Genomic DNA, 24,065 nt, shown 5'->3' on the forward strand with positions numbered 1-24,065 from the left:
GCGGGATGCAGCAGCACCTCCTCGATCCGGAGCACCGCGACTTCGTCGCCGCGGTGCGCACGTTCATCGCCAGGGAGGTCGCTCCCCATCACGAGAGCTGGGAGCGGGCCGGACTCGTCGACCGCTCCGTCTGGGCCGCCGCGGGAAGGGCCGGGCTGCTCGGCTTCGACGTCGCCCCCGAGTTCGGCGGTGGCGGCACCGACGACATCCGCTATCCCGTGCTGCTCGCCGAGGAGTTGATCAGAGCCGGGGCCACCGGGCTCGGCTTCGCGCTGCACAACGACGTCGTGGCGCCCTACCTCAACCGGCTGGCCACCCCCGAGCAGCAGCACCGCTGGCTGCCCGGCTTCTGTTCCGGCGAGCTGGTCTCGGCGATCGCCATCACCGAGCCCGCCGCCGGCAGCGACCTGCAGGCGCTGACGACGAGCGCGGCGCCGGACGGCGACGCGTACGTGCTGACGGGGACCAAGACCTTCGTCACCAACGGCGTCCACGCCGACCTGGTGATCGTCGCGGCGCGCACCCACCCGGCCGACCGGCTGCGCGGCGGCCTCAGCCTGCTGGTGGTCGAGCGAGGGATGCCGGGATTCGAGCGGGGCCGCCCGCTGGAGAAGATCGGGCGGCACGCCCAGGACACCGCCGAGCTCTTCTTCGACGAGGTCAGGGTGCCGGCGGCGAACCTGCTCGGGCGGCCGGGCCGGGGCGCGCAGCACCTGAACGAGCACCTCCAGCGAGAGCGGCTCAGCATCGCGGCCGCCGCGGTGGCCGGCGCGGAGACGGTCTTCGCCGAGACGCTGGAGTACTGCCGCACCCGCACCGCCTTCGGTCAGCCGATCGGCAGCTTCCAGCACAACAGGTTCGAGCTCGCCGAGATGTCCACCGAGATCGAGATCGCCCGCGGCTATGTCGACCAGTGCCTGCTCGACCACAACGCGGGCCGCCGTGACGCCGTCACGGCGGCCCGCGCGAAGTGGTGGACGACCGACCTGCAGAAGCGCGTCGTCGACCGCTGCCTCCAACTGCACGGCGGCTACGGCTACATGCGCGAGCAGTCGGTGGCCAGGGCCTTCGTCGACACCCGGATGATGCCGATCTACGGCGGCACGAACGAGATCATGAAGGAGCTGATCGGCCGCTCGCTCGGGGTGTGAGGGACGCTCAGTTCCTCTTCCGCAGCGCGGCGATCGCGGCGGCCGCCTCGCCCACCGTGTCGTGGTCGAAGAAGACGTCCACCGGCACGTCCACGCCCCACACGGTGTGCATCCGCCCGACGATCTGCATCAGCGTGAGCGAGGAGGCCCCGAGATCGGCCAGGTCGTCGCCGGGGAGCACCTGCGGCACGTCCAGGACCTCGCGGCAGATCGCACAGACCTGCGCCAGCAGTCCGGTGGGCTCCCCGGACGGGTCCGCAGGGGCGTCGGCTTCGGCGGCGGTCGCGGGGCCGGTCGGCTCGGGCAGCGCACGGCGGTCGACCTTGCCGTGCGGGGTGAGCGGAAAGGCGTCCAGCGCCACCAGCAGGCCCGGCACCAGGGCGGCCGGAAGGCGGGTCCGGCCGAAGTCCCGCAGCGCGGCGGCGTCGGGCACGGCCGCGCCCGCCTCCGGCACCACGTAGGCGACCAGCACCGACCCGCCGTTCGACCGCTCGTGCACGGCCGCAGCGACGCCGGCCACGCCCGGCATCGCGCTCAGGGCGGCCTCCACCTCGCCGAGTTCGATCCGGCGGCCGTTGAGCTTCACCTGGTCGTCCGCGCGGCCGACGAACTCCAGCAGTCCGTCCGCGCGCCACCGGCAGCGGTCGCCGGTCCGGTACATCAGCGAGCCGTCCGGGCCGCCCGGCTCGGGCACGAAGCGCGCGGCGGTGAGCTCCGGGCGGTCGGCATAGCCGTCGGCCACCCCCGCTCCCGCGATGCAGAGTTCGCCGACCGCGCCGTCCTCGACCGGCTGCCCTTCGTCGTCCAGCAGGTGCAGCCGGGTGTTGGCGATCGGCGCGCCGATCGAGACGGCGGTGGCCCCGGGCGGCACCCGCCACAGCGTCGACAGCACCGTGGTCTCGGTCGGTCCGTAGCCGTTGAACAGGCCCGCGAGCCTGGCCCGCAGTTCTCCGGCCAGATTCACCCCGAGGTTCTCGCCGCCGATCATGGCGACCATCCGTGGCGCGTCGAAGCCCGCGTCGAGCAGCAGCCGCCACTGCGAGGGCACCGCCTGCATCCGGGTCACCTCCCGCTCCCGGATCAGCCGCACCAGGGCGCGCGGGTCGCGCAGTTGCTCCTCCGTGCTGAGCACCAGCTCAGCCCCGGAGGCGAGCGGTACGCAGAACTCGGCCATCGAGATGTCGAACCCGGCGGCGGCCATCGCCAGCCAGCGGTCACCGGGGCCGCAGGGCATCTCCGCCGCCAGCTCCAGCACGACGTTGAGCAGCGCCCGGTGGCCGGTCAGGACGCCCTTGGGCAGGCCGGTCGAGCCGGAGGTGTAGATCAGGTACGCCGGATCGGCCGGGCCCGGATGGGCGTACTCCGACGCCGTCGCGGCGCCCGCGTCCGGGAGGTCCACGGCGTCGTCCCGGTCGATGGCGACCGCCGGAGGGGCGGACACCGGCAGCCGGGAGGTCAGGTCGGACCGGGTGAGGGCGAGGTCCGCCGCGGAGTCGGCCAACAGGAAGGCGATGCGCTCGGCCGGATAGCCCAGATCGACGGGGAGGTGGACGCCGCCCGTCTTCCAGACGGCCAGCAGGCCGACGACGAGATCCGCGGAGCGGTCCAGGCAGACCGCGATCCGGCTGCCTGGACGGGCCCCCGCGGCCCGCAGCGAGCGCGCGGCCCGTTCGGCGGCTTCGTCCAACTCCCGGTAGCTGAACCGTCGTTCCGCCCAGCTCAGGGCCGGAGCGTCCGGGTGGGTGCGGGCTCCCGCCTCGAAGAGGCCGAGGACGGTCGTGGCCGGCCTCTCCCTGACCGGCCCGACTCGTGCGCGGTCGGCGAGTTGGTCCAGTGTCGCGGTGCTCTCCGGCATGACTGCTCCCCGGGCTCGGATGGGCTCGAACGGCCGGAGTCTAAGCGGAGGTCTAAACCAATCGGGGGCGAACGGAACCGCGCCCCCGGCGCTCAGGACGCCTGTGACCAGCGGAAACAGCGGCCCGCTCCGGAGCCGTCGGTGGACACCTGGGGCCATGGCCCCAGGTGTCCACCGGAAGAGCCTTTCGATCCTGCGGGCCGTCGTTGAAGGATGGCGTCGACGGCGTGCGGGGAGCGCGCCGACGCCGTGCCGCCTGGGGGATCCATGTCAGCCACTGTCCGAACGCATGCCCGCAACGCCGTGGGACCGAAGCCGACGTACGACATGGGCTGGCAGTGACGACGCCCGCCGCGCGTCGCCCGGTCACCGCCGGAGCGAACCCGTGACCGCCCTGACCGAGGTCGCCGACTACGTCCCCGACCAGAGCGTCGAGATCGCCGACCTCGCCGAGGAACTGGGCGTCTCGGCCGCCGACCTGCGGATCTTCCACCGCTACTTCGACCTCCACCGGATCCGCCTCGCGCCCGACAAGGACCTGCGCGGCCTGATGGTCGCCGCCGCCGACGCCCTCACCGGCCTGCGCGGCAACGAGCACCGGGTGCGCTACGTCCTCGCCGGAAGGACCATCGGTACGGTCGGCCGGGTCTCGAAGAACGCACTCCACGAGGCCTGCGACGAGCTCGGACTCGGCCACGCAGTCGCCCTGACCGTCACCGAACACGCCTGCGCCTCCGGGCTGTTGGCGGTCGACCTGGCCGGCCGCCTGCTCGCCGCCGACGGTGACCCTGACGCGCTGGCGCTGGTGCTGACCGGGGAGAAGGCCACGATCCCCGGCAGCCGCATGATCCCCGGTACCACCGTGATGGGCGAGAGCAGCGCCGCCTGCCTGGTCCGCGCGGGCGGCGGTCCCGGCGAACTGCTCGGCTACGCCGCCCGCACGCACGGCGAGTACCACCGGGTGACACCGCCCAAGGAGCTCGCCGTCCGGTTCGGCCAGCAGTACCTGTCCATGCTGGTGGACGCGATGCGCGCGGCCGTCGCGGCGGCCGGGATCGACTTCGCCGACCTGGCGCTGATCCTGCCGCACAACGTCAACCGGTACTCCTGGAGCCGGGTCTGCCAGCAGCTCGGACTGCCGCTGGACCGGGTCCACCTCGACAACGTGCCCGAACTGGGCCACTGCTTCGGCGCGGACGCCTTCCTCAACCTCGCGGACGCGCTGCGCCGCGGCCGTCTCGCGCCGGGGGACCACTACCTGATGGCCGGCGTCGGCCTGGGCGCCACCTTCTCCGCGATGGTGTTCCGGCACTGAGGGGGCGCGTCCCCGGACCGGGTCCGTCGTCAGGTGCCGGAGCCGCCTCGCGCTCGACCGCACCCTTCACCGTCTCCGCCACTTCCCGACCCCGTCACTCCCTTCACCGCTCCCGCGTCACGCCGACGAGAGGAACCGAGTTGTCGCACGCAGCCTTTCCCGGATTTCTGGAGGGGGTGAAGCAGGCCTGTACCGGAGATCCCGGCACGCCCTTCGTCCACCTCGGGAACTTCGGAGTGGAGGACGAGTGGGCCAAGGGCGAGCCGGGCCTGCCGTCGGTCGGCAGCCCGGCCGGTGCGGCGGGCACCGCCGTCGTCCACCGGATGGACGAGTTCGCGCTGCTGCTCGCCGACCCGACCGACCATGTGGTGCTCAAGGCCGCGCCCGACCCCGACCACCTGGACCATCTGAGGGGCCTGGGCATCGGACTGCCGACCGTTTTGGTCCCCGGGGCCGCGTCCGCCCCCGACCCGACCCGCCCGGCCGGCGCCGACCTGCTCGACTCGCCGCCCCTGCTGCGACTCCTCGGCGAACTGGCCGCCACCGGAGCCAGGCTGCTGCCGCACGGCATGTCGGCGGTCGAGGAGCGGATCTGCGCGGCCGCCGCCCTGCCCTCCGCGCTCCCGTCGGCGGAGGTCGCCAAGGCCGTCAACAGCAAGATCTACAGCCGCCGGGTCGCCGACGAGCTGGGCATCCGTCAGGTGCGCGGATGGGAGTGCGACACCGTCGGCGCCTTCGAGGCCGCCGCCCGCGCGGCCGCCGCCTCGCTCGCCGCCGGGTGCAGGATCGGCGTCAAGGACGCCTACGGCGTCTCCGGCCGCGGCATCGCAATGATCGACCGGGTGGAGCGGCTGGACCAGCTGCTCCGCAAGCTCGTCCGCCGCGCCGAACGGACCGGCGACGACCGGCTGGCCCTGGTCGTGGAGGAGTGGGCGGACAAGGCCGTCGACCTCACCTGCCATTTCACCCTCGGGCAGGACGGCTCGGTGCGCTTCGACTTCGTCAAGGAGGCCCTGATCGAGAACGGCGTCAGCGTGGGCCACCGGATGCCGGCCCGATTGGCCCCGGCGCTGGTCGACCAGGTCGAGGAGTGCGTCGCCGCCCTGGGCAAGCGTCTGGCCGCCGACGGCTACCACGGTGTGGTCGGCGTCGACGCGATGGTCGAGCAGGACGGCCGGCTGCTGCCGGTGGTCGAGATCAACGCCCGCAACAACATGGCGACCTACCAGAGCCGCCTCCAGGAGCACCTGCTCGACGCCGGGTCCGTCGCCCTGGCCCGCCAGTACCCGCTACGGCTCCACGCACCGCTCCGCTTCGCCGAGTTGCGCGCCCTGCTGGACGGCCTGCTCTTCGACCCGGCCACGGCCACCGGTCTGCTGGTCACCAACTTCGCCACCGTCAACGCCGCCGCGACGGCCGCCTCCGACCGGGCCTTCCCCGGCCGCCTCTACGGCCTGGCCGTCGCCCGCTCGCAGACCGGGGCCGACGCACTGGACACCACCGTCGCCCGACGGCTCGCCGACGCCGGAATCGCCCAGAGGAGCCACGCATGACCGAGGAACACGAAAGACGCGAAGGACATGAAGGACGCGAAGGTCATGCCGTCCAGGGAATCCCGGTCGAGACGCTCGCCCGCGAGTTCGGCACGCCGGTCTACGTCTACGACGCGGCAGTGATCTCCGAACAGTTCCACGCGCTGCGGGACCGCCTGCACCCGGCCGTCGAGATCTTCTACTCGCTCAAGGCCAACCCGAACGTCAGCGTCTGCGCCCTGCTGCACCGCCTGGGCGCCCGCGCCGAGATCTCCTCGCTCGTCGAGCTGGCCACCGTCATGACCGCGGGCGTTCCCGCCGACCAGACCCTCTTCCTCGGGCCGGGCAAGAGCGAGGCGGAGATCGAGGCCTGCCTCAAGGTCGGCATCCTCGCGCTGATCTGCGAGTCGATAGAGGAACTGGCGCTGATCGACCGGACCGCCGGGCGCCTGGGCGTCACCGCGCGGGTCGTCCTGCGGGTCAATCCCAGCTTCTCGGTCAAGGGATCCGGCCTGACGATGGGCGGAAAGCCACGCCAGTTCGGCATCGACGAGGAGCTCCTGCTGTCCTCGACGAGCCTGGCCGCGGCCCACCCCTCGGTGCGGCTGACCGGCGTCCAGGCCTATCTGGGCACCCGGTTCCTCTCCGAGGAGACCATCGTCGCCAACACCGCGCGGATCCTCGAACTGGCGGAGCGTATCGCCGCCCACGTCGGCTTCGCGCTCGAACTCGTCGACGTCGGCGGCGGCCTGGGCGTCGCCTACTTCGCGGGCGAGCGGGACCTGGACGTCGAGTTGCTCACCGACGGCGTCAACCCGCTCGCGGAGGACTTCTCCGCCCGGCACCCCGGCACCCGCCTGGTGATGGAACTGGGCCGGTACCTGGTGGCCCGCAGCGGCCTGTACGTGACGTCGGTCCGCTACGTGAAGGAGTCGATGGGGGAGCGGTTCGCGGTCGCGGACGGCGGGACCAACCACCACCTGACGGCCGTCGGAATCGGCTCGCCGGTCAAGCGCAACTTCCCGATGCGACTGCTGAACCGGAAGGGCGCGGCGGAGTCCGCGCGCTGGAACGTCACCGGCCCGCTCTGCACCCCCAACGACACCATCGGCCGGGGCGTCGAACTGCCCGCCGATCTCCGGGCCGGCGACCTGCTGGGCGTGGACCGCTCCGGGGCCTACGGGCCGACGGCGTCACCGGTGTTCTTCCTCAGCCACGGCTACCCGGCCGAGGTGATGGTGCACCGGGGCAAGGCCCAGCTGATCCGCCGCCGTGACGCGGTCGACGACCTGCTCGGTCCGCAGACGCTGATCCCGTTGCGCTGATCCACCCGCCCTGACCGGCCCGCGCTGACCGGCCTGTGCCGATCCGCCTGCCCGTCCGTTCCAGCCTCCCTCCCTCCCTCCCTCCCTCCCTCCCGCCCTCCCGCCCGACCGTTCACGACCGGAGACGCCATGCCCGCCTCACTCCCCACCGAAGCCCGCCGCGAGGACGTGGTCCGCGCCGTCGTCGCCGCGCTCGCCGACGCGCTGGGCCACGAACTGCCGGACGTCACCGAGGCCACCCGCCTCTTCGACGACCTCAACGTGGACTCCACCAGCGTGCTCGGCCTGCTGATGAGCCTGGAGGACAGCCTCGACATCGAGGTCGACACCGACATCCTGGAGCAGCACCACCTGGAGAGCGTCGCCGCGCTCACGGACTTCCTGCTCGAGAACCTGTAGCGGGGCGCGACGTCGTGGCTACCGCCGACTCTCCACTGACCGACGTCCGGTTGGAGCAGGTGCTGCTCCTGCCGCTCGACACCCTGCCCGGCCATGCGCCGGACTCCCCGCTGATGCGGGAGTACGCCGACCGGCTCACCTGGTTCTACCCGCCTGCCGACGCCGACGCCGAGCGTCACTGGCTCCGGCGCGGCCGTGGGGTGACCTTCGCCGAGACGGTCGAACTCGCCGCCCGGCTGCTGGGACCGGCCGAGCCGGTGGACCTGGCCGTCACCGTCACCGCGACCCCGGACAGCGGCGAGGCCGGCTACCCAGGCTGCCTGCTCAGACCGCTGCTGCCGGGCGCGCCGGCGGTGCTGGGGATCACCGGGCAGGGCGCGGCCGGGCCCTTCACCGCGCTGCGGATCGCCGCCGAGCGGATCGCCTCGGGCGAGGCCCGGCGGGCCGTGGTGCTCGTGATGGAGCAGTGCCGGCTCCCCGACGAGGACGGCCTGGTGCTCCCGGCCCGTGACCGCGCGGTGCTGCTGGTGCTGGGAGCGGAGGGAAGCCACGCCCTCGGCGCGTCGCTCGTGTCCCGCACCCCGCCCGCCGACGCCGCCACGATCACCGGTCCCGCGCCCGGTGAGGGAATCACCGGGCCGTGGGCGGACCTCGCCGAGCGGTGGGCGGGCCTCGCCGGGGCGTCCGTCGCCGTCACCGCCCACGATGCCGCGTTGTCCTACTGGTGCCGGCTCGAACTCGACGCGGTGCCGGACGCGTTCGACTCGTCCGGACTGGAGCTCGCGCTCTGGGCCGAGGACGGGGTCGGCGCGTGACGCTGAGCACCCCGGACACCGCCGAGCCGGCCCGGCTGACCCCGCCGCCGGTCCCGATCCGCGCGGAGATCGTCTCCGTCGCGGTCCCGGTGGCCGTCGGCGCGGTGGTGTGGGTCGGCGGCCAGTTCGTCGTGGGTGCGCTGCTCGGGCACCTGCCGGGCGACGCGCTCTACGTCCGGGGTCTGCTCATCCCGGTCGGCTTCCTCTTCGTGGCCCTCCAGGAGGCCTTGGAGGTGGTCACCCAGATCGGCACGGCCCGCTGCCGGGGCCGCGGCGAACTCGCGGCCCTGCGCGGCCTGTTCGGCCGGCTCTGCCTGGCCGGCTGGGCCGCCTTCGCGGTCGTCGCCGTGGCGGTGGCGCTCGCCGCGCCGACGCTCGCCGCGCTGATGCACGTGCCGGCCGGAGCGGCAGGCGACTTCGTCGCGGTGCTGCGCTGGACGGCGCTGGTCAACGTGTTCGGTGTGCCGGTGAACGTCGCGACGGCCATGCTGCGCGGCGGCGGCCGGCCGAGGGGCGCGGCGGCGCTCACGTTCACGGTGACCGTGCTGCAGATCGCGGGGGTGTGGCTGCTCGGACTCCGCGGCGGTCTCGGCGTGTTCAGCCTGCCGTGGTCCGCCGCGGCGTCGGGCGCCTGCGGGCTGGCGCTCGGAGTCGGCCTGCTGCTCCGCTCCGGCGCGCTGCGCCGCGCGCCCGCCGAACCACCGCCTCCGGCCGTCGCCGTGGCCGTCGAGGCCGAGCGGGGCGGGCCGCCGGTCGCCGTCCGCTCGCTGCTGGTCGGCATCGGACTCCCGATCGCCGCCACCTACGTCATGCTCAGCCTCAGCAACCTCGTCACCGAGTGGATCCTCACGCCCTTCGGCACCGCGACCGTGGCCGGCTACGGCGCGGCGATCTCGGTCCAGTCCGTCGCGGTGGTCCCCGCCCTGGCGCTCGGCACCGCGACCGCCGTGACCGCCAACCGGCGCTGGGCCGGCGGCGAGGTCACGGCCCTTCCTGCCGCCCTGCGGACGGGCCTGCGGATCGCCGTCGCCGGTTACCTGTTCATCGCGCTGCTCTGCCTGCCCGCGGCCGGGACCCTCGCCCGGCTGATGACCTCGGACCCGGAGACGGCGGCCCGGGCCGCGACCTTCCTGCGGATCGTCGGCCCGTCGTTCCTCGGCCTGGGCGTGGTGCTCTTCCTGCTCACCTTCCTGGAGCAGATCGGCGGCGGACTGCTCGCCGCCTCCTCGAACCTCTGCTACTTCACCCTCACCCTGGCCGTGGGCGGGTCGCTGGCCCGCGCGTGGGGCGATCCGCAGGCCCTCTACGGTGTCTGGGCGGCGGCCAACGTGCTCGGCGTGGCGGGTGTGCTGCCGCTGACCCTGCACCGGGTCCGCCGGGTCACCGCCCGCGCGGAGTCGCCATGACGGCCGTCGGCCACGTCGACGTCTGGTACCTGCGGCTCGACGTGCACCCCGACCGGGAACGGACCCTCGCCGCGCTGCTCGACGCCCGCGAACTGCGCCGCGCGACACGGCTGCGGGCGCCGGACGAGCGCCGTCGGCTCGTCGCCGCGCACGGGCTGACCCGGCTGCTGCTCGCCCGCCGCACCGGAACCGACCCCCGGACGCTGAGCTGGTCCCTCGGCGTCCACGGCAAGCCCGGGCCGGTCGGCGACCCGGACCGGCCGGTGCACTGGAACCTCAGCCACACCGGGGACCGCGCCCTGCTCGCCGTCTCGGGGGAGGGCCCGGTCGGCGTCGACATCCAGTCGGTGCCGCCGGACACCCCGGTTCTCGCGCTGGCCCGGCGCTTCCTACCGCCGTCGGAGTACGCGTGTCTCGCCGCCCTCGGCCGGGACGCCGACCGCCGCACCGGCTACTACCGGGCGTTGTGCCGCCGCGAGGCCGGGGTCAAGGCGCACGGCGGACGGCTGCTCGACGCGCTCGGACCCGCCCGGCCCCCGGACGGCGGCGTCTGCGGCGTCGGCGGTTCGCTGCGGGACCTGCCCGCGCCGGCCGGCTGCGTCGCCGCCCTGGCCACGGTCGCCGGCCCCGCCCGGGTCCGCCACCGCATGCGGCCTCCCACGTCCGGCCCGCCGTCCTTCGCCCCGCCGCCGTCCGCCCCACAGCCGTTCGCCCCGCCGTCCTTCGTCCCCACCGCTTCGAAGGGAACCGCATGACCACCGACCAGTTGCTGAAGGTGCACGTCTCCGCCGCACGCAGCGGCACGGCCCAGGCCACCTGGGGACAGCAGGCGATCTGGGACGCCGTGTCCGGGCTCGGCGCGGACGCGCCGCGCTACAACCTGATGCTTCCGGTCGAGCTCGATCCCGGCCGGCCGCTGCCCGAGGTGCTGGACGACCTGACGGCGCTGTTGCATCTCCACGAATCGCTGCGCACCAGACTGCGGCCGGACGAGTCCGGCGGCCTGCGTCAGATCCTCGACGGCGAGGGCGACCTGCCGGTCGCCCTCTGGAACTGCCCGCCCGAGGAGGCGGACCGGCAGCGCGACGCGCTCCTCGCCGACCTGCTCGGCCGCCCCTTCGACACCGCGCGCCAATGGCCGGTACGGGCGGGCCTGGTGGAGTGCGACGGCCTCGTCCGGCACCTGGTGCTCGTGCTCTCGCACACGGCGTCCGACGGATGGGGCATCCGACGGCTGCACCAGGACGTGATCGACCTCGGGCGCGGGCTGACCGTCGCGCGGATCCGCGCCCGGCGCCCCTCCCTGCAGCCGCTCGACGAGGCGGCACTGCAGGCCTCCGACCGCGGGCGCCGCCGCGACGTGGCCGCCCGACGCCACTGGTGCGAGCGCCTCGAAGGCGGAGCGGCCCGTCTCTTCACCTCCTCCGGCGCCGAGCCCGACGACCCGGCGCGGCTGCTCCCCAACGCCAGGCTGCACTCGCCCGCCCTGGCCCATGCCGTCGAACAGGTCGCCGCGGGGCGCGGGGTCAGTACCTCCTCCGTGCTGCTGGCGGCCCTCGCCGTCCAGCAGTCCAGGCTCTCCGGGGCCGAGGCGGCGCTGCTTCAGGTCGTCGTCAACAACCGGTTCCTGCCCACGACCGCGCAGGCGGTCAGCACGATGGCGCAGGAGGGCCTCTTCCACCTGCCGTCCGCGCGCGGCCGCTTCACCGAGGTGCTGCGCCGCGCCCACCTGGCCGCCCTCGGCTGCTACCGCCACGCCGCCTACGACAGACGCCTGCTGACCCGCGACCTCGCCGAACTCGGCCGGGTGGCCGGACCGCTCGCCGACCGCTCCTGCACCTTCAACGACGCCCGCATCGTCCGCGCCGACGCCGCGCCGACGACGGATCCGCCGCCCCTGGACCGGCCGCCCCGGGACCGGCTGGACCGGCTGCGCGAACAGACGCGGCTCAGCTGGCCCGTCGAGTTCCCGCCCCGCGCCGACTTCACCTTCGCCCTCGACGCCGTGCTGACGCCCGGCGCGCTGGAACTGGCGATGACCGCCGACAGCGCCCTGATCTCCCGCGCCGGCATGGAACGGCTGCTGTACGGCGTCGAGGAACTGATCGTCGACGAGGCCGTCTCGTTGGGCCGCGACCGTGACTGACTCCGCGCAGCCCACCCCGCTCTGCGCGGGCGTCGCCTGGAGCGGCGGCTCCCTCGGCCAGGAGGCCGCCGGCTACGAGGCCGAGGTGCTCGACGCCGCAGGCCGGCGGGTCGCCGGACCGACCCGCTGGACCGCGGACCGGGTCGCCGAGTTGATCGCCTGGCTGCGGGAGACCGCCGAGCGCGCCGGTCGGCCCCTGGTCGTGGTCGTCGACAGCACCAACGGGCTGCTGGACGGCCCGATGACCGCCGCCGGACTGGACGTCCGCCGCGCCGACCCGTGGACCCTGCCGCCCCGCCCGCCCTTCGGCTCCGTTCCCCCGCACGCCCTCGCCGGGCTGGCCCGGACCGCGCTCTCCTCCCTCTCCCGGCTCACCCCCGAGGGCGGGACGCTGACCGGCCGTGGCGAGGAGTACCTGGAGGGCGTCCGCCGCAGCGCCCCGGTCCGGGCGGCGCTGACGGCGGCGGGCCGCTGCGTCGAGCACGGCCGCCGGGACCGCCCGCAGGTCGCGCTCACCTTCGACGACGGCCCCGACCCGGTGCTCACCCGCCGGATCCTGGACGTCCTGGCCCGCTACGACGCCCGGGCCACCTTCTTCTGCGTCGGCCACCACGTCGCGGCCCTTCCCGACGAGGTGCGCCGGACCGCCGCGGCCGGACACGAACTGGGCAACCACTCCTGGTCGCACCCGTTCCTGCCCGACCTGACGCCGACCCAGCTCTCCGCCCAGGTCGAGCGGACCTCGGAGGCCATCGAACGGCTCACCGGCCGGGCGCCGACCCGCTTCCGACCGCCCTACGGCTCGCAGACGCCGGAAGTGCTGCGGGTTCTGGCCACGCACCCGACCACGCTCACCTTCTGGGACGTGGACTCCCGCGACTGGGCCAGGCCCGGCCCCGACCGGATCGCCGCCACGGTCCTTGACGCCGCCGGTCCCGGCTCGGTGGTCCTCATGCACGAGGGCGGCGGCGACCGCCGGCAGACCGTGCAGGCACTGCCCGCGGTGATCGAGGGACTGCTGGCCCGCGGACTGGAACCCGTCACCCTGGAGGAACTCCTCCGCCCGGCGGCCCCGCCCGCGGCTGTGCCTCCGCATGCCGCTGTGCCGCCGCCCACTGCTCCGGTGGCGCTCAGCCGTCGACCGGCAGCCAGCCCCGCTGGACCGCTTTGACCCCCGCCTCGAACCGGCTTCCGGCGTCCAGCCGTTCGAGCAGTGCCGCGGTGATCCGCCGAGCGGTTCGGGGCGAGACCCCGAGCCGCTTCGCGATGCCGCCCAGGGTCAGCCCGGTGGCCATCAGCCGCAGCGTGGCGATCTCCTGCGTCGACAGCTCGCGCTGCCTGGCGGCCGTCCTTTCCTCCGCCGTCGGCGCGTCCAGTGCCTGTCCCTCGGCCCAGACGGACTCGAACAGCGCGCGCAGCGCCACGACGATGCCCGCATCGGCGCCGGCTCCGGTGACGACCAGCGCTCCGCGCCGGCTGTCCTGGATGTCCATGGGGAGGAAGGCGATCCGGCGGTCGACGATCAGCATCCGCGTCGGCAACGTCGCCACCGTCCTGACCTGTGCGCCCTGTTCCACCAGCCGACGGGCGTGGGCGAGCGTGGGCTGATGGCTCCGGATGCTGGTGAGGTACACCGTGCGCAGCCGCACGCCCCGCGCCAGCAGCGCCGCGTTGAGCGGGCCGGAGGCCTGCATGTTCTCGTTCGTCTGGGCGCCGTCGGGAGCGAAGGCCAGCAGCTCCTCCTCGACGTCCCGGCTCAGCGCCGCCAGCCGGTCCCTGATCCGGTCGATCCCGACCAGCACCTCGACGCCCACGTCCGTATCGGGCGACTCCAGCCCACCGGCCTCCGCGACGAGCTGCGCCGCGGCGGCCCGTGACACCGCCAGCCGGTGCAGTCGCCCCTGCAGCGCGGCCTCCTGCCGTGCCAGCAGCAGCTCCATTCCCGCCTCGGCCCGCACGGGCAGCCGTCCGCCCGCCGCTTCGTAGGAGGGCCGCACCAGCGCAAGCCGGTTCAGCCGTCCCAGCGCGTAGGCGATCTGGCCCTCCGTCATCGATAAGCGGACGGCCAGCTCGGCGGTCCCCTCCTCGGGCTGGGCCAGCATCGCGCGATAGACCGCCTCGGTCAGCGCGTCGAGGCCCAGCGGTTCCAGCAGGTTCGCCACTCCGCCGATTCTGCCACCGAGGGTTCAAGAAGGTCTAGACCAACCCTCCCGAGCGGTCCGCCGCGCCGGAGCGGTGGGCCGTAAATCGGCGGCGGCGTGCCTCTCGGCGCTGGTAGAACGTCCGGGTGGATCACCTGACCTGGGCAGTGAGCTGGGAGAACGACCTCCCGCCCGAAGGGCACGACGCACTCGCCGGCCTCCTCGCGCGCGCCTACCCGCGGCACGTCGAGCTGTTCCGCGACGGGTGCACCTGGTCGGGGGCCCGCCCCGAACTGCGCGTCGTCGGCAGCGCGGGGGACCGACCGGTCGCCCACCTCGGCCTGGTGCGCCGCTTCCTGCGGGTGCAGCAGACCGGTGCGAGCCTGCTGGTCGGCGACGTCGGCCTGGTCGCCGTCGACCCGGACCTTCAGGGCCGGGGCGTCGGCCGCGCCCTCCTCGACCACACGCTGCGCACCATGACCGAACTGGCGCTCCCCTTCGGCTTCCTGACCTGTCGCCCCGAGGTCGTGCCGTTCTACCGCAGCGGCGGCTGGCAGCGCCTCGACGGCCAGATCACCCGCATGATCGACAACGACCACCGCCCCGAGGTCTACGACGGCCCGGCGATGGCCCTGCCGGTCCGCGCCCCGATGACCGACTGGCCCCACGGCCTCACCGTCGACCGCAACGGCCTCGAAGTCTGAGTCCGCGTGGCCCCTTCCCCAGGGGCGTCGTCGCATCGCCGCGCACGTACGCGATCCCGTTCCCGTACGTGGCCGTCATCGGACCGTTCCCTCCTCCCGCGCCACCTGCTTGAGCCGGCTCCGGCGACTGAGCACCACCAGCAGCTCGAACAGCAGGACCGCGCCGGCGAGCACGCCGATCCCGACGTTCATCCCGCCGAAGTCCGTGTCGGCCGGCATCGGCGCGAACCAGCCGCCGGGGTCGACGAGCAGGTTCTCGGTCGCCCCGACCTCGGGGGAGTCCCAGCAGTCCGCGTTGTTCAGGTGGGCGTGCGGCAACGGCACCCCGTCCACCGGCTGGGCGTCGCAGGTGTAGGTCGGGCCGTGCTTGCCCTGGAACGTGTGCACCGCGGTGATCCGGACCTCCGCGCGCACCCCCTTGTGCGCCAGCCACTCCGACGGGAGCAGCACCACCGGCAGCACCAGCAGGACCAGTCCGAGGATCACCCCCGCCGTGAGCGGCCAGCCACCGGGCCGCACTGAGAGGATCAGGGTCACCGCGCCGATCAACGCCAGCGTCCCGAGGACGATCCCCAGCGCCTCGTAGTCCGGATTGCTCGCCAGCAGCGACATCGCGACGATCAGGAGTGGCGACAGCGCGGCGAGCAGGGAGATCCGCGGCACCAAGTGGGGCGGGGCGATCCATATTCGTCGGGGCACCGCGACAGTGTGACGGTTCTTCGTGCACTGCGGTAACCCCCGACCAGCCGTGATCGAGGGCCCCCGGAAGGGGGGTGCCGCGCCTCACCCGTGGTGGTGCCCGCCGGCGTCCCCACCGCCGTGATGGCCGCCGAGATCGCCGCCGTGGTGGCCGCCGTGGTGGTGACCGTCCCCGCCCGGGTGCCCCTGGCCGGGAGGGCAGTGATGCCCCTGTCCGAAATGATGGCGCGGCACGTTCCTCCAGGGCACGTAGACCCAGCCGTCCTGCTCTGCCACCGGCCCGCTCTCCGGCCGGACCGGGCTCTCGGGCCGCCGTCCGAGCCGCCGGGCCCGAGCCCGCAGCACCGCCGCCACACCCGCGAACAGTGCCAGACCCACCGCCACGATCCCCAGCGCCACCGCCGCGACCGCCACCGACTTCATCGCAGCCTCCCCACCGACCCGGCACGACCGGCCCTTCGGGCCGAATGTTCCCGGCCCGCCGGTGGGACACACCGGATTTGAGGCGGATATGAGCCTCCGTCACCCGGTTGGAGATCCCCGGCTTCAGGCCTCGTCCGTGCCCTCGGCCAGCGCCTTGATCGCGTCCAGGCGCCGCTCCCACTGGGTGGCGAGCGCGTCGAGCCACAGCGTGGCCCGACGCAAGGGCTCAGGATCGGTCTCGTACCGGACCTCGCGCCCGGAACGGTGACTCCGGACGAGACCCGCGCGCTCGAGTACGGCGAGGTGCTTCGCCACCGCCTGCCGGGTCACCGGGAACGCGGCGGCGAGCGAGGTCGGCGTCATGGCGCTCTCGCGGGCCAGCGCGCTGAGGATCTGACGCCGGAGCGGGTCCGCGACGGCGGTCAGCACCTCCTCCGGTGCCGAGTCGGCACCGCTTCTCCCGCTCACGCGTGTGCGCGTTCGCAGGCGTCGCCCAGCAGCGCGAGCTTTCCGGGCCAGTTCTCGCTGTTCGCCCGGTGCCGTGCGGCGGCCTCGTCCTCGGGCAGGCCCAGCTTGGCGAAGCCGCTCTCGACCATGGTCAGCCGCGTGCCCCCACCGGCCGTGTCCGGCGTCAGGGTGAACTCGACCAACGTGGCGTTCGCCTCGGTCGGCTCCTCCCCGGCCGCCCCCTGGGACCACCGCCACGAGAAGCAGCGCTGCGGCTCGACCCGCTCGATGCGGGCGGGAATGGTGCCGTGCACCCCGTGATCGAAGACCAGCAGTCCACCGGGCCGTAGATCGACCGACACCGGCTTACCACTGCCGAGCCAAGTTCCGAGAAACGCAGGCTCGGTGAGGATCGTCCACACGCGCGAGGGGTCGGCGTCGATGACAACGGCACGTTCGATGGCGTCGGGGATCACGGCTGCCTCGTCTCATCTTCCGCGGATTGTGCTACCTCCAGGTTGCACGTCCTGTGGCCGATGCGCAACTGCTTGGTTGCGCATGAATGGCATGGTCGCCCCTGGAGCCGTGCCGCACCTCCGCAGGGCTTCCCGTTCGATGCGCCGGGTGCTCCCCGCTCCCCCTCCCCGCCCCATGCTGTCGGTGTCGTGTGCCAGAGTCGCCGCATGCTTGAGATCGTGGTGGCGACGGAGAACAACGAGCGGTACGTGCGAACGTCCACCGAGGAGTTGGCAGGGCTGGTTCGGCGTGTGGGTGCGGACGGCGACCGGTTTCTCGTGCTTCAGCGGATTCCTGATCTCCCCGACGTGTACGCCCAGGTCTGGCACGAGACCGGCGGTCGCTACACGGTGGAACATCGCGACGGCTCGGCCGCGAGGCACTTCCAGGTGGTGGTCGACGAGGCGGAGGCCGTGGTCACGACGCTGACCCGTTGGGGCCGGTGCGAACCCGACTGGAGCAGCGAACTGGTCTGGTCGCGCCTGGACATGGGTCCCGTGGTGGAGGTGCCTCCACTCGATCTGGAGGACGGCGAGCAGGCAGAGTTGGAGGAGCAGGTCCGGGTCGCTCTGACCGGTGGCTACGCCGGGCGGGCCGAGCTCGCCGAACTTGCCGAGGAGTTCCTGGTCACGGCCGAGCGTCGGCCTGTCTCACCGGAGCAGGCGCTGGCGCTGGCGCTGGTCGATCGGATGTGGCTGGGGCGAGTCGCGGAGCAGGCCTCGTGGGAGGGCGAGACGGACCCCGAGCGGCTCACGCGTGCCTTCGCCGTGCTGCAGGACTCCGGCATCACCGCCCGGGAGAACTTCACCTGTTGCCGCAACTGCGGCCATTCGGAGATCCGGTCGGAGGGCGGCCCCGAGGCCCGCGGCTTCGTCTACTTCCACACCCAGTGCACCGACTCGGCGGTGGCCGGCCGAGAGCTCACGCTTCTCTACGGCGGCTTCGACGGCTCGTCCGGGACCACCGCCGCCATCGGGGCCGAGGTCGTCGCGGCACTGGAGGCGGCGGGCCTCCAGGCCGCGTGGGACCGGGACCCCGGCCGTGCCATCACGGTCACGCCGCTCGACTGGCGTCGGCGCCTGATCGGTTGACGCCAGGGGCGTGCCGTCACGGCCCCCGTCAGCCAACGGTCGTGCGCACGGGCAGGTGTGCCGTCAGGAATTCGGCGGCGCGGTCCAGGGCGGCGTCCGCCTCGTCGAGGCGGCCGTGCTGGTGCTGGTAGACGTGGGGGAGACCGGCGCCGATCTCGAGGGTGACCTCGACGTCGGCCGCGCCCGCGCGGGCGGCCAGGCGGACCGCGTCGTCCAGCAGCAGCTCGTTCGCCCCGACCTGCACCAGCAGCGGGGGCAGTCCGGTGAGGTCCGCGAACACCGGGCTGGCCAGCGGATCTGCCGGGTCGCCCGCGCCCAGGTAGAGATCGGCGTAGGCCTGGATGTCGGCCGCGGTGAAGATCGGGTCCGCGCTCGCCTTGGTGCGGATGCTCTCCCCGGAGAGGGTGAGGTCGGCCCAGGGCGAGAAGACCACCACGGCGGCGGGCTGCGGCAGTCCGGCCTCCCGGGCGGCCAGCAGCGTGGCGATGCTCAGACCGCCTCCGGCGGAGTCGCCGGCCAGGACGAGCTCCCGTGGGTCGGTGCCGGCCTCCAGCAGCTCACGGTAGGCGGCGAGTCCGTCGTCGACCGCGCCGGGGAAGGGGTGTTCGGGCGCGAGCCGGTAGTCCACCGACAGGGTGCGCAGCCCGGTGCGCAGGGCCAGTTCGCCGACCATCCCGGCGTGGGTCTCCGGTGAACCGATGACGTAGCCACCGCCGTGCAGGTAGAGCAGCTGACCGCCGCCCGAGGCGTTCTCCGGCACCAGTTCCAGCGTCGGCCGACCGCCGAGCACGGTCCTGCGGGTGGCCACGCCCTCCGGCGCCGGGCGGCTCATCGCCGCCGCGAACCCGCTGCGCTGCTCCTCGATCGTCGGCGGGGTCCCGCCGCGGGGGACGGAGCGGAGCAGGGCGTCGAGGGCTTCACGCTGCTGTCGGGACATGTCGGGCCTCCAGGGTCGGGATGCGAAGATGGATTCCTGGGAATCCATCCGCCTGTGCTGTATCTAACCAGATTCCGAGGAAGATGATTCCTAGGAATCTATTGGAGGTAGTTGTGAGCCGCGTCACCCCCGTCTTCATCGATCTCGTCCGCGTGGAGACCCGGCTCTACAACGCGGTGAGCGCCCGACTGAGCGCCGAACTGGGGCTGAGCCTGGGACAGTTCGAAATGCTGGAGATCATCGGCCGGATCCCGGGCTGTCGCGTGCTCGACATCGTCGGCGAGATCGGCATCACCGTGGGCGCCGTCAGCAAGGCCGTCGACCGCCTGGTCGCCGCCGGCTGGTGCGAGCGCGTCGCCCACCCCCAGGACCGCCGCTCCTCCGTCCTCCAGCTCACCCCCGACGGCGCGAAGCAGCTGACGGCCTCCCGCCCCGTCGTGGAATCCGAAGTCGCCGCCCTCACCTCCGCGGTCTCCCCCGACGATCTGGCCCGCATCTCCACGACCCTGTCCACCCTGCGCACCTCCCTGGAAGCGCACTGCGGCAGCCGACCGGAAGCGACCTGAGCGATCCTCCCGCCTCAGGCACCGCGCGGCGCCTACGCCTGCGGGAGCGGCCGGACGTACGTCGCGACGCCGGGCTGGCCCGTCCAGGTGGGGACGGGTTCCGGATCGGCACCGAGGTAGGCGAAGGGCAGGGAACAATCTCCGAGCGGACCCTCCCGGCGGAGGAGATGGCGTCGGGAGTCGTAGTCGAAACCCGCCGTGCGGAGGGCGCGGAGCACCGCACGGGCAGCAGGGCGGCCGTCCGGGAGGCGGAACGTGGTCGGGTCGAGGTGGGCGACGAGAAGTCCGCCCGGCGCGAGCCAGCCGGCGGCACGGGAGATCACCCCCAGCTTGTCGCCGAGGTAGTGGAGCCCGTGGACGCAGGTGATCAGGTCGTACTCGCGGCCGACCGGAGGCGCCCATGTCGTCAGCGAGGCGGTGACCAGCTCGACATCGCCCGAGCCCGGACCCGCGCCCCGGCTCAGCGGGCCCACCAGATCGACGCCCGTCAGGACTGCCGCCGCCGGCAGAACGGCGGTCGCCATGCGCAGCGCGATGCCCTCCCCGCTGCAGAGGTCCAGCCAGCGCGGCCGCTCCAGGGCACTGAGTCGCTCCACCGGATCGAAGCTCAGCTCGCGGGCGTAGCTGTTGACGCCGTTGAGTCCGCGCTCGCGGTTCATGGTGTTGTTCGCGACGACCGAGGTCTGCTCCAACTCGTCGTCCTGCAACAGGAGCGACGGCTTCACGGCCGCACCACGCGGTCCGGCGGACACGCGGGGTCGCGCAGCGCACCGACGGCGGGCGACTCCACGGGACAGTGCATGGCAGCAGCCTAGAGAGATAACCGGCCCCGAAGTATGCCGGGGCGTCATGAGGTTCACCCCATGACGACTTCGGAGCCCCGGGCCCTCCCGGAGCCGGTCGAGTCCGCGCCTCAACGGCCCTTGTTGCTGGTGGACGTGGACGGACCGCTGAACCCGTACGCGCTGCTCCATCGCATCGACCCGGCCGTGGGGCTGCGCTCGGAGGGCTTCTCCCTGCTGGAGGCGTGGGCCGCGGCCGTCGGCACGGCGTGACCCGCCCCGGGCTCCGGAGTCGCCGACGGCTCCTGCAAGATGACGGCCCATGGGACACACCTTCAGCTTCACCGGCGAGCGCCAGGTCCGCACGTTCACGTGCGACTGCTGCGGCACGGACGCCGAACGCACCTGGGCCTACATCGATCGTGACGGCGAGGCCTGCGCGGTCTTCTTCGCCTCTGGCTACCACCACGCGGGCGGGCCGGAGATCTACTTCGACGTCATCCTCGGGACCTGGGGCACGGACGACCACAGCGACCACGTCACCTTCGGCGCCCGCTACGGCGCGGTGCCGGGCCAGTCGGCGGCCGCCTGCTCGCTGGTGACCGGTGGCGCGGCCGCGCCGGACAGCCCCATCTACGGCACCAAGCTGGACCGCGCCGCTGCGCTGGCCCATCCCCTGCTCGCCGAGTTCTGGGAGGTCGTCGACTTCCTCATCGAGACGGACCCCGTGGTGACCCGGTTCATCGCCGCCCACTGAGCAGAAGCTCTCCCGCGAGGCGCGTGCCCCCAGGGGGCGAAAACGGCTGGGTCGAGGGGATCCCGCTCTGTGACAATCGGGCGGTGACAACCGCCCTGAACAGCCTCACCATCGAGATCCGCACCTCGGAGGAGCGGCAGGCCGGCGGCGTCAGCCGCATGGGCGCCGCCGTCCACCCGATGATCGACGGCCGCGACATCGTCGCCGAAGCCTTCGACCCCGGTCCCGGACACGCACCTGAGCGCCTGCTGTCGGCGAAGGGGCCGCTGCGCGCCGGAGACGCACCTCACGAGGTCGAACTCGCGGAGGCCGAGTGCACCTGGGGTTGCTGTGGGGCGTTGTGTGTGACCGTCCGGCGCGAGGGTGACCAGGTGGTCTGGGGCGGTTGGCGCGACCGGAACGGGCCGCCCCCGGCCCTGCCCGACTTCCGGTTCGACGCTCGCGCGTACGACGCCGAGGTCGCTCGCGCCGAAGCGGACCACAGCTGGGAATGGCCTGCCCGGACGACCGCCCGGCTGCTCCGCGACTGGCTTCGCGCCAGGCCCGGGCTGCTCGAACGGTGGCAGTTCCAGATCTCGCAGATCTCCTCCTGGAAGCGCGACGAGATCGACGTCCTCCTGTTCCACCCCCACCGGCCGACGGCGTCCGACGAACCCTGGCTCCAGTTCCGCAGCGTCCTCGCCGTCACCGACGAGGATCCATCGGTCCAGGCGACCCGCCTCGGCGTTGAACTGACGGAGCACGATCCCCGCGACCACGCCGTCCTCTGCGGCGGATCGGCCGACTTCGCCCGCGCCCTCGGGTTCGCCTGGCCCCCACCCCGTGGCTGACGCCCGAGGGCCGACGGGCCTCTTCGCCCTGGGAGCCCGGCTTGTCGAGCTCTCCTGGCCCTGACTGTCGGTGGCTCCGCATAAGGTCCAGCCGGGACGTGGATCTCGCTGTGGGGAGGAACCTTGGGTGCCAAGACCGGTCTGCTCGTATTCGTCGACGGGGACGTGCCGGCCGCGCTGAAGCAGGTCGGCGACGCCGATCCGGAGCGGACGAGCGCCATGATGCGACGCCTGTATCCCGGCTGGACCGTCGAGCCGATCGCCGGGTCGACCCTGTCGGACGGGGTCTACCCTCCCGACGGCCAGGCGTACGCGGGGAGCTGGCCGGGAGTGGAACTGGTCTGTGATCGACGGGTGATGGTCGATCTGCCCTCCCAGCTCCCGGAGGAGTTGGTCGCGGCGGGCGCGGGCCGGCGGATGGTTCTGCATGCCATGCACAGCGTCGTCGACTGGCTCGCGTTCGCCGTCTGGGAGGACGGACAGCTCGTTCGGTCGCTGAGCGTGTCCCCGGACAGTGGGATCCTCGAGAACATCGGCGAGCCGCTGCCCTTCGAAGCTCCGTACTGGGCCGGGGAACTGCCGGCGGACGTCATCCCGTGGCCCGACGAGGACGAGGACGACGAGGAGCCGTACCCACTGCCCTTCCACCCGCTGGAGCTGGGCGAGGACGCGTTGCGCGCGCTCTGCGGGTTCATCGTGGAGGGCCGTCCTGAGCCCGACGACGTCGACGCGGACGCCGTGCCGCTGCACGGCTTCGCCGTCCGGGACCCCGACGCACCGGACCCCGCCGTGCAGGAGGCCGCGATCAGGGCGGCGGTCGCGGCGATGCCACCGCCCCGCATCTACACCCTCGGTCCCGACGGCACGTTGACCAGGCGGGAGGAAAACCCTTCGAGTCCGTCCCAGGACGGCGTCTAGGCTCGCGTGATGACCCACGGAAAGACCTCGTACGTCTGCCTCCCCTGCCGGGCCTCGTACAAGCAGCCCTACGACAGGGAGCGGCAGCGCGTCTGCCCGCGGTGTTCGAGGGGCCTGATCCACATGGGCTCGGCCTTCGCCGCGCCGCGCCGACGGGAGGCCGCGGCCTGGCGGACGCTGGAGGTCCTGGTCAACGCCGGGATCGGCTTCCACAAGAGCTGCTGCGGCGGTCCGGGACACCGTCCACGCTCCTGGCGCGAGGTGCGCCAGGGCCTGGCCCACGCCCGGCGCACCGGCGAGCCCGTGGCGAAGGTCCTGACGCGGCCGACACCCTGATCGCCGACCCGGCCGTCACGCCCGCACGAGCTCCCGCGCCGGCTGACTCCGCAGCGCGGACGGTCCCCGGCTCACGGCCACATCAGGCAGTCACGGCCACATCAGGCAGTACAGCTGGTGCCCGGCGTCATGCAGCCGGTTCGCGAAGTCCTGCCACTCGTGCAGCTATCCGCGCGGCCACTGCGCTGACCTGCGGAAACGAGCCGAAAGTGCCTCTGAGCTGCGAGAATCACCTTTCATGATTTTCGCTGTTCGGGGGCACTTTTCGGTGTCGTGTGCCCTGGACGTGCCCTGCGGAACGGCACGAGTGTGCAGCGGTCCGACGGGACAACCTGCTGCTCGGCGCGCTGCACGTGTTGCGTGGCCGGCTGCTTGTCGACCCTCAGGAAGCATCGGCCGACGTCGTCGAGGGGGAGATCCTGGTTTTGATGAGGATCTGCTGTGCGGTGTCTGTTCCTGCGGGCCGGACCGCGGCCGTCATCGCGGCGTGCGCGGCCTCCGGGTCCGCTCCGGGCGGGATCACGAGCAGGACGAAGTGGTCCTGGGGGCCGCGGGTGAGGATGACAGTGTCGTCACCCACCGGGAACCAGTCGACGTGCACGACGTGCTCGTCGATGACCAGTCGGCCGGGGACGCCGTCCCATGCGGAGCTGTCCAGGCCTACCCGCTCGATGGGGCCGATGTGCGGGGTGAGCGCGGTGATCAGGCCGGGCAGCTGTTCGGCCAGGTCGCGCGAGCGCGGCCACCATGCTCCGTCGACGGCTCCCTCCCGGGACCTGGTGGTCTCCAGCCGGAGCACGACGGCGTCGGGCGAGGTGGGCCATGCTGCCGCATCCGGCAGTAGATACCCGGAGGTCCGTCCAGGTTGTTCAGTGTTCATGGGGTACCGCCTGACCGCCGCCCAGGGGCGGGCGGGTGACCCGGGAACGGAGCCATCGGCTTCAAGGGATGCCCAGGTCACCGTCCACGCTACT

At 73.1% G+C, this 24,065-nt stretch carries 27 protein-coding genes; 18 read left to right on the top strand and 9 right to left on the bottom strand.

Going from position 1 to position 24,065, the window contains the following annotated elements:
• Nucleotides 1-5: 5 nt before the first annotated feature.
• A complete protein-coding gene (locus BS83_RS08290) occupies nucleotides 6-1,151 on the top strand; it encodes an acyl-CoA dehydrogenase family protein (RefSeq protein ID WP_037602303.1) in 1,146 nt (381 codons plus the stop codon).
• Between the two features lie 7 nt (nucleotides 1,152-1,158).
• Here the strand turns inward: BS83_RS08290 and BS83_RS08295 are convergent, their stop codons facing one another.
• Nucleotides 1,159-3,006, bottom strand: coding sequence for a non-ribosomal peptide synthetase (locus tag BS83_RS08295; protein ID WP_051942781.1), 1,848 nt, complete (start codon nucleotides 3,004-3,006; stop codon nucleotides 1,159-1,161).
• A 385-nt stretch (nucleotides 3,007-3,391) separates the two neighbouring features.
• On the opposite strand from BS83_RS08295, the gene BS83_RS08300 reads away from it, so the two are divergent.
• The 9 genes from BS83_RS08300 (at nucleotide 3,392) to BS83_RS08340 (ending at nucleotide 13,115) form a co-directional block, all read left to right on the top strand.
• Nucleotides 3,392-4,321 carry a 3-oxoacyl-[acyl-carrier-protein] synthase III C-terminal domain-containing protein gene (locus tag BS83_RS08300; protein WP_037602305.1) on the top strand — a complete coding sequence of 310 codons (930 nt, stop codon included), beginning with the start codon at nucleotides 3,392-3,394 and terminating at the stop codon, nucleotides 4,319-4,321.
• A gap of 140 nt (nucleotides 4,322-4,461) precedes the next feature.
• Entirely contained in the window at nucleotides 4,462-5,874 is a 1,413-nt protein-coding gene (locus BS83_RS08305; protein WP_037602307.1) for a preATP grasp domain-containing protein, read from the top strand.
• The gene (locus BS83_RS08310; RefSeq protein WP_051942782.1) at nucleotides 5,871-7,178 is read left to right on the top strand and encodes a type III PLP-dependent enzyme; all 1,308 of its coding nucleotides are present in this window, start codon (nucleotides 5,871-5,873) and stop codon (nucleotides 7,176-7,178) included. Before BS83_RS08305 ends, BS83_RS08310 begins: the two co-directional genes overlap by 4 nt.
• 129 nt (nucleotides 7,179-7,307) lie before the next feature.
• Nucleotides 7,308-7,577: an acyl carrier protein gene (locus tag BS83_RS08315; RefSeq protein WP_051942783.1), complete on the top strand. Its 270-nt coding sequence runs from the start codon at nucleotides 7,308-7,310 to the stop codon at nucleotides 7,575-7,577.
• A gap of 14 nt (nucleotides 7,578-7,591) precedes the next feature.
• Nucleotides 7,592-8,392 (top strand): hypothetical protein, encoded by an 801-nt coding sequence (locus BS83_RS46335; RefSeq protein WP_198035165.1) that lies wholly within the window; start codon nucleotides 7,592-7,594, stop codon nucleotides 8,390-8,392.
• Nucleotides 8,389-9,798, top strand: coding sequence for an MATE family efflux transporter (locus BS83_RS08325; protein ID WP_037602309.1), 1,410 nt, complete (start codon nucleotides 8,389-8,391; stop codon nucleotides 9,796-9,798). The genes BS83_RS46335 and BS83_RS08325 overlap by 4 nt, the downstream gene beginning before the upstream one ends.
• Entirely contained in the window at nucleotides 9,795-10,553 is a 759-nt protein-coding gene (locus BS83_RS08330) for a 4'-phosphopantetheinyl transferase family protein (protein ID WP_051942785.1), read from the top strand. The genes BS83_RS08325 and BS83_RS08330 overlap by 4 nt, the downstream gene beginning before the upstream one ends.
• Nucleotides 10,550-11,944 carry a condensation domain-containing protein gene (locus BS83_RS08335; protein WP_037602311.1) on the top strand — a complete coding sequence of 465 codons (1,395 nt, stop codon included), beginning with the start codon at nucleotides 10,550-10,552 and terminating at the stop codon, nucleotides 11,942-11,944. The genes BS83_RS08330 and BS83_RS08335 overlap by 4 nt, the downstream gene beginning before the upstream one ends.
• Complete coding sequence (locus BS83_RS08340) at nucleotides 11,937-13,115, top strand: polysaccharide deacetylase family protein (protein WP_063774119.1); 1,179 nt, start codon at nucleotides 11,937-11,939, stop codon at nucleotides 13,113-13,115. The genes BS83_RS08335 and BS83_RS08340 overlap by 8 nt, the downstream gene beginning before the upstream one ends.
• Here the strand turns inward: BS83_RS08340 and BS83_RS08345 are convergent.
• Nucleotides 13,075-14,106: a helix-turn-helix transcriptional regulator gene (locus BS83_RS08345; RefSeq protein ID WP_332262315.1), complete on the bottom strand. Its 1,032-nt coding sequence runs from the start codon at nucleotides 14,104-14,106 to the stop codon at nucleotides 13,075-13,077. The genes BS83_RS08340 and BS83_RS08345 overlap by 41 nt on opposite strands.
• Nucleotides 14,107-14,231: 125 nt before the next feature.
• On the opposite strand from BS83_RS08345, the gene BS83_RS41545 reads away from it, so the two are divergent.
• A complete protein-coding gene (locus tag BS83_RS41545; RefSeq protein WP_084713210.1) occupies nucleotides 14,232-14,789 on the top strand; it encodes a GNAT family N-acetyltransferase in 558 nt (185 codons plus the stop codon).
• Between the two features lie 75 nt (nucleotides 14,790-14,864).
• Here BS83_RS41545 and BS83_RS08355 read toward each other — a convergent pair whose 3' ends face one another.
• From BS83_RS08355 to BS83_RS08370, 4 genes are all read right to left on the bottom strand, one after another.
• A complete protein-coding gene (locus tag BS83_RS08355) occupies nucleotides 14,865-15,488 on the bottom strand; it encodes a hypothetical protein (RefSeq protein WP_157597027.1) in 624 nt (207 codons plus the stop codon).
• An 84-nt stretch (nucleotides 15,489-15,572) separates the two neighbouring features.
• A complete protein-coding gene (locus BS83_RS08360; protein WP_037602314.1) occupies nucleotides 15,573-15,911 on the bottom strand; it encodes a hypothetical protein in 339 nt (112 codons plus the stop codon).
• A gap of 123 nt (nucleotides 15,912-16,034) precedes the next feature.
• The gene (locus BS83_RS08365; RefSeq protein ID WP_037602316.1) at nucleotides 16,035-16,379 is read right to left on the bottom strand and encodes an ArsR/SmtB family transcription factor; all 345 of its coding nucleotides are present in this window, start codon (nucleotides 16,377-16,379) and stop codon (nucleotides 16,035-16,037) included.
• Nucleotides 16,376-16,834, bottom strand: a complete 459-nt coding sequence (locus tag BS83_RS08370; protein ID WP_037602318.1) for an SRPBCC domain-containing protein — start codon at nucleotides 16,832-16,834, stop codon at nucleotides 16,376-16,378. The genes BS83_RS08365 and BS83_RS08370 overlap by 4 nt, the downstream gene beginning before the upstream one ends.
• A 207-nt stretch (nucleotides 16,835-17,041) precedes the next feature.
• On the opposite strand from BS83_RS08370, the gene BS83_RS08375 reads away from it, so the two are divergent.
• Nucleotides 17,042-17,965 (top strand): DUF6891 domain-containing protein, encoded by a 924-nt coding sequence (locus BS83_RS08375; protein WP_037602320.1) that lies wholly within the window; start codon nucleotides 17,042-17,044, stop codon nucleotides 17,963-17,965.
• A gap of 28 nt (nucleotides 17,966-17,993) precedes the next feature.
• On the opposite strand, the gene BS83_RS08380 is transcribed toward BS83_RS08375, so the two are convergent.
• Complete coding sequence (locus BS83_RS08380; protein WP_037602322.1) at nucleotides 17,994-18,902, bottom strand: alpha/beta hydrolase; 909 nt, start codon at nucleotides 18,900-18,902, stop codon at nucleotides 17,994-17,996.
• A 113-nt stretch (nucleotides 18,903-19,015) separates the two neighbouring features.
• On the opposite strand from BS83_RS08380, the gene BS83_RS08385 reads away from it, so the two are divergent.
• Nucleotides 19,016-19,468, top strand: coding sequence for a MarR family winged helix-turn-helix transcriptional regulator (locus BS83_RS08385; protein WP_037602324.1), 453 nt, complete (start codon nucleotides 19,016-19,018; stop codon nucleotides 19,466-19,468).
• Between the two features lie 32 nt (nucleotides 19,469-19,500).
• On the opposite strand, the gene BS83_RS08390 is transcribed toward BS83_RS08385, so the two are convergent.
• Complete coding sequence (locus tag BS83_RS08390; RefSeq protein WP_232248127.1) at nucleotides 19,501-20,193, bottom strand: class I SAM-dependent methyltransferase; 693 nt, start codon at nucleotides 20,191-20,193, stop codon at nucleotides 19,501-19,503.
• Nucleotides 20,194-20,331: 138 nt separating this feature from the next.
• Here BS83_RS08390 and BS83_RS08395 point away from each other — a divergent pair, with 138 nt between their 5' ends.
• From BS83_RS08395 to BS83_RS08415, 5 genes are all read left to right on the top strand, one after another.
• Nucleotides 20,332-20,523: a hypothetical protein gene (locus tag BS83_RS08395; RefSeq protein WP_037602326.1), complete on the top strand. Its 192-nt coding sequence runs from the start codon at nucleotides 20,332-20,334 to the stop codon at nucleotides 20,521-20,523.
• Nucleotides 20,524-20,572: 49 nt separating this feature from the next.
• Entirely contained in the window at nucleotides 20,573-21,007 is a 435-nt protein-coding gene (locus BS83_RS08400) for a hypothetical protein (protein ID WP_037602328.1), read from the top strand.
• 83 nt (nucleotides 21,008-21,090) lie between these two features.
• A complete protein-coding gene (locus BS83_RS41550; protein ID WP_051942787.1) occupies nucleotides 21,091-21,837 on the top strand; it encodes a hypothetical protein in 747 nt (248 codons plus the stop codon).
• Between the two features lie 123 nt (nucleotides 21,838-21,960).
• Nucleotides 21,961-22,755, top strand: a complete 795-nt coding sequence (locus BS83_RS08410) for a DUF6928 family protein (RefSeq protein WP_051942788.1) — start codon at nucleotides 21,961-21,963, stop codon at nucleotides 22,753-22,755.
• Between the two features lie 9 nt (nucleotides 22,756-22,764).
• The gene (locus BS83_RS08415) at nucleotides 22,765-23,091 is read left to right on the top strand and encodes a hypothetical protein (RefSeq protein ID WP_037602330.1); all 327 of its coding nucleotides are present in this window, start codon (nucleotides 22,765-22,767) and stop codon (nucleotides 23,089-23,091) included.
• Between the two features lie 382 nt (nucleotides 23,092-23,473).
• On the opposite strand, the gene BS83_RS08420 is transcribed toward BS83_RS08415, so the two are convergent.
• On the bottom strand, nucleotides 23,474-23,971 hold the full coding sequence (locus BS83_RS08420; RefSeq protein ID WP_037602332.1) for a DUF5994 family protein: 498 nt from the start codon (nucleotides 23,969-23,971) through the stop codon (nucleotides 23,474-23,476).
• Nucleotides 23,972-24,065 lie beyond the last annotated feature (94 nt).

This window comes from Streptacidiphilus rugosus AM-16, from assembly GCF_000744655.1.
Classification (GTDB): domain Bacteria; phylum Actinomycetota; class Actinomycetes; order Streptomycetales; family Streptomycetaceae; genus Streptacidiphilus; species Streptacidiphilus rugosus.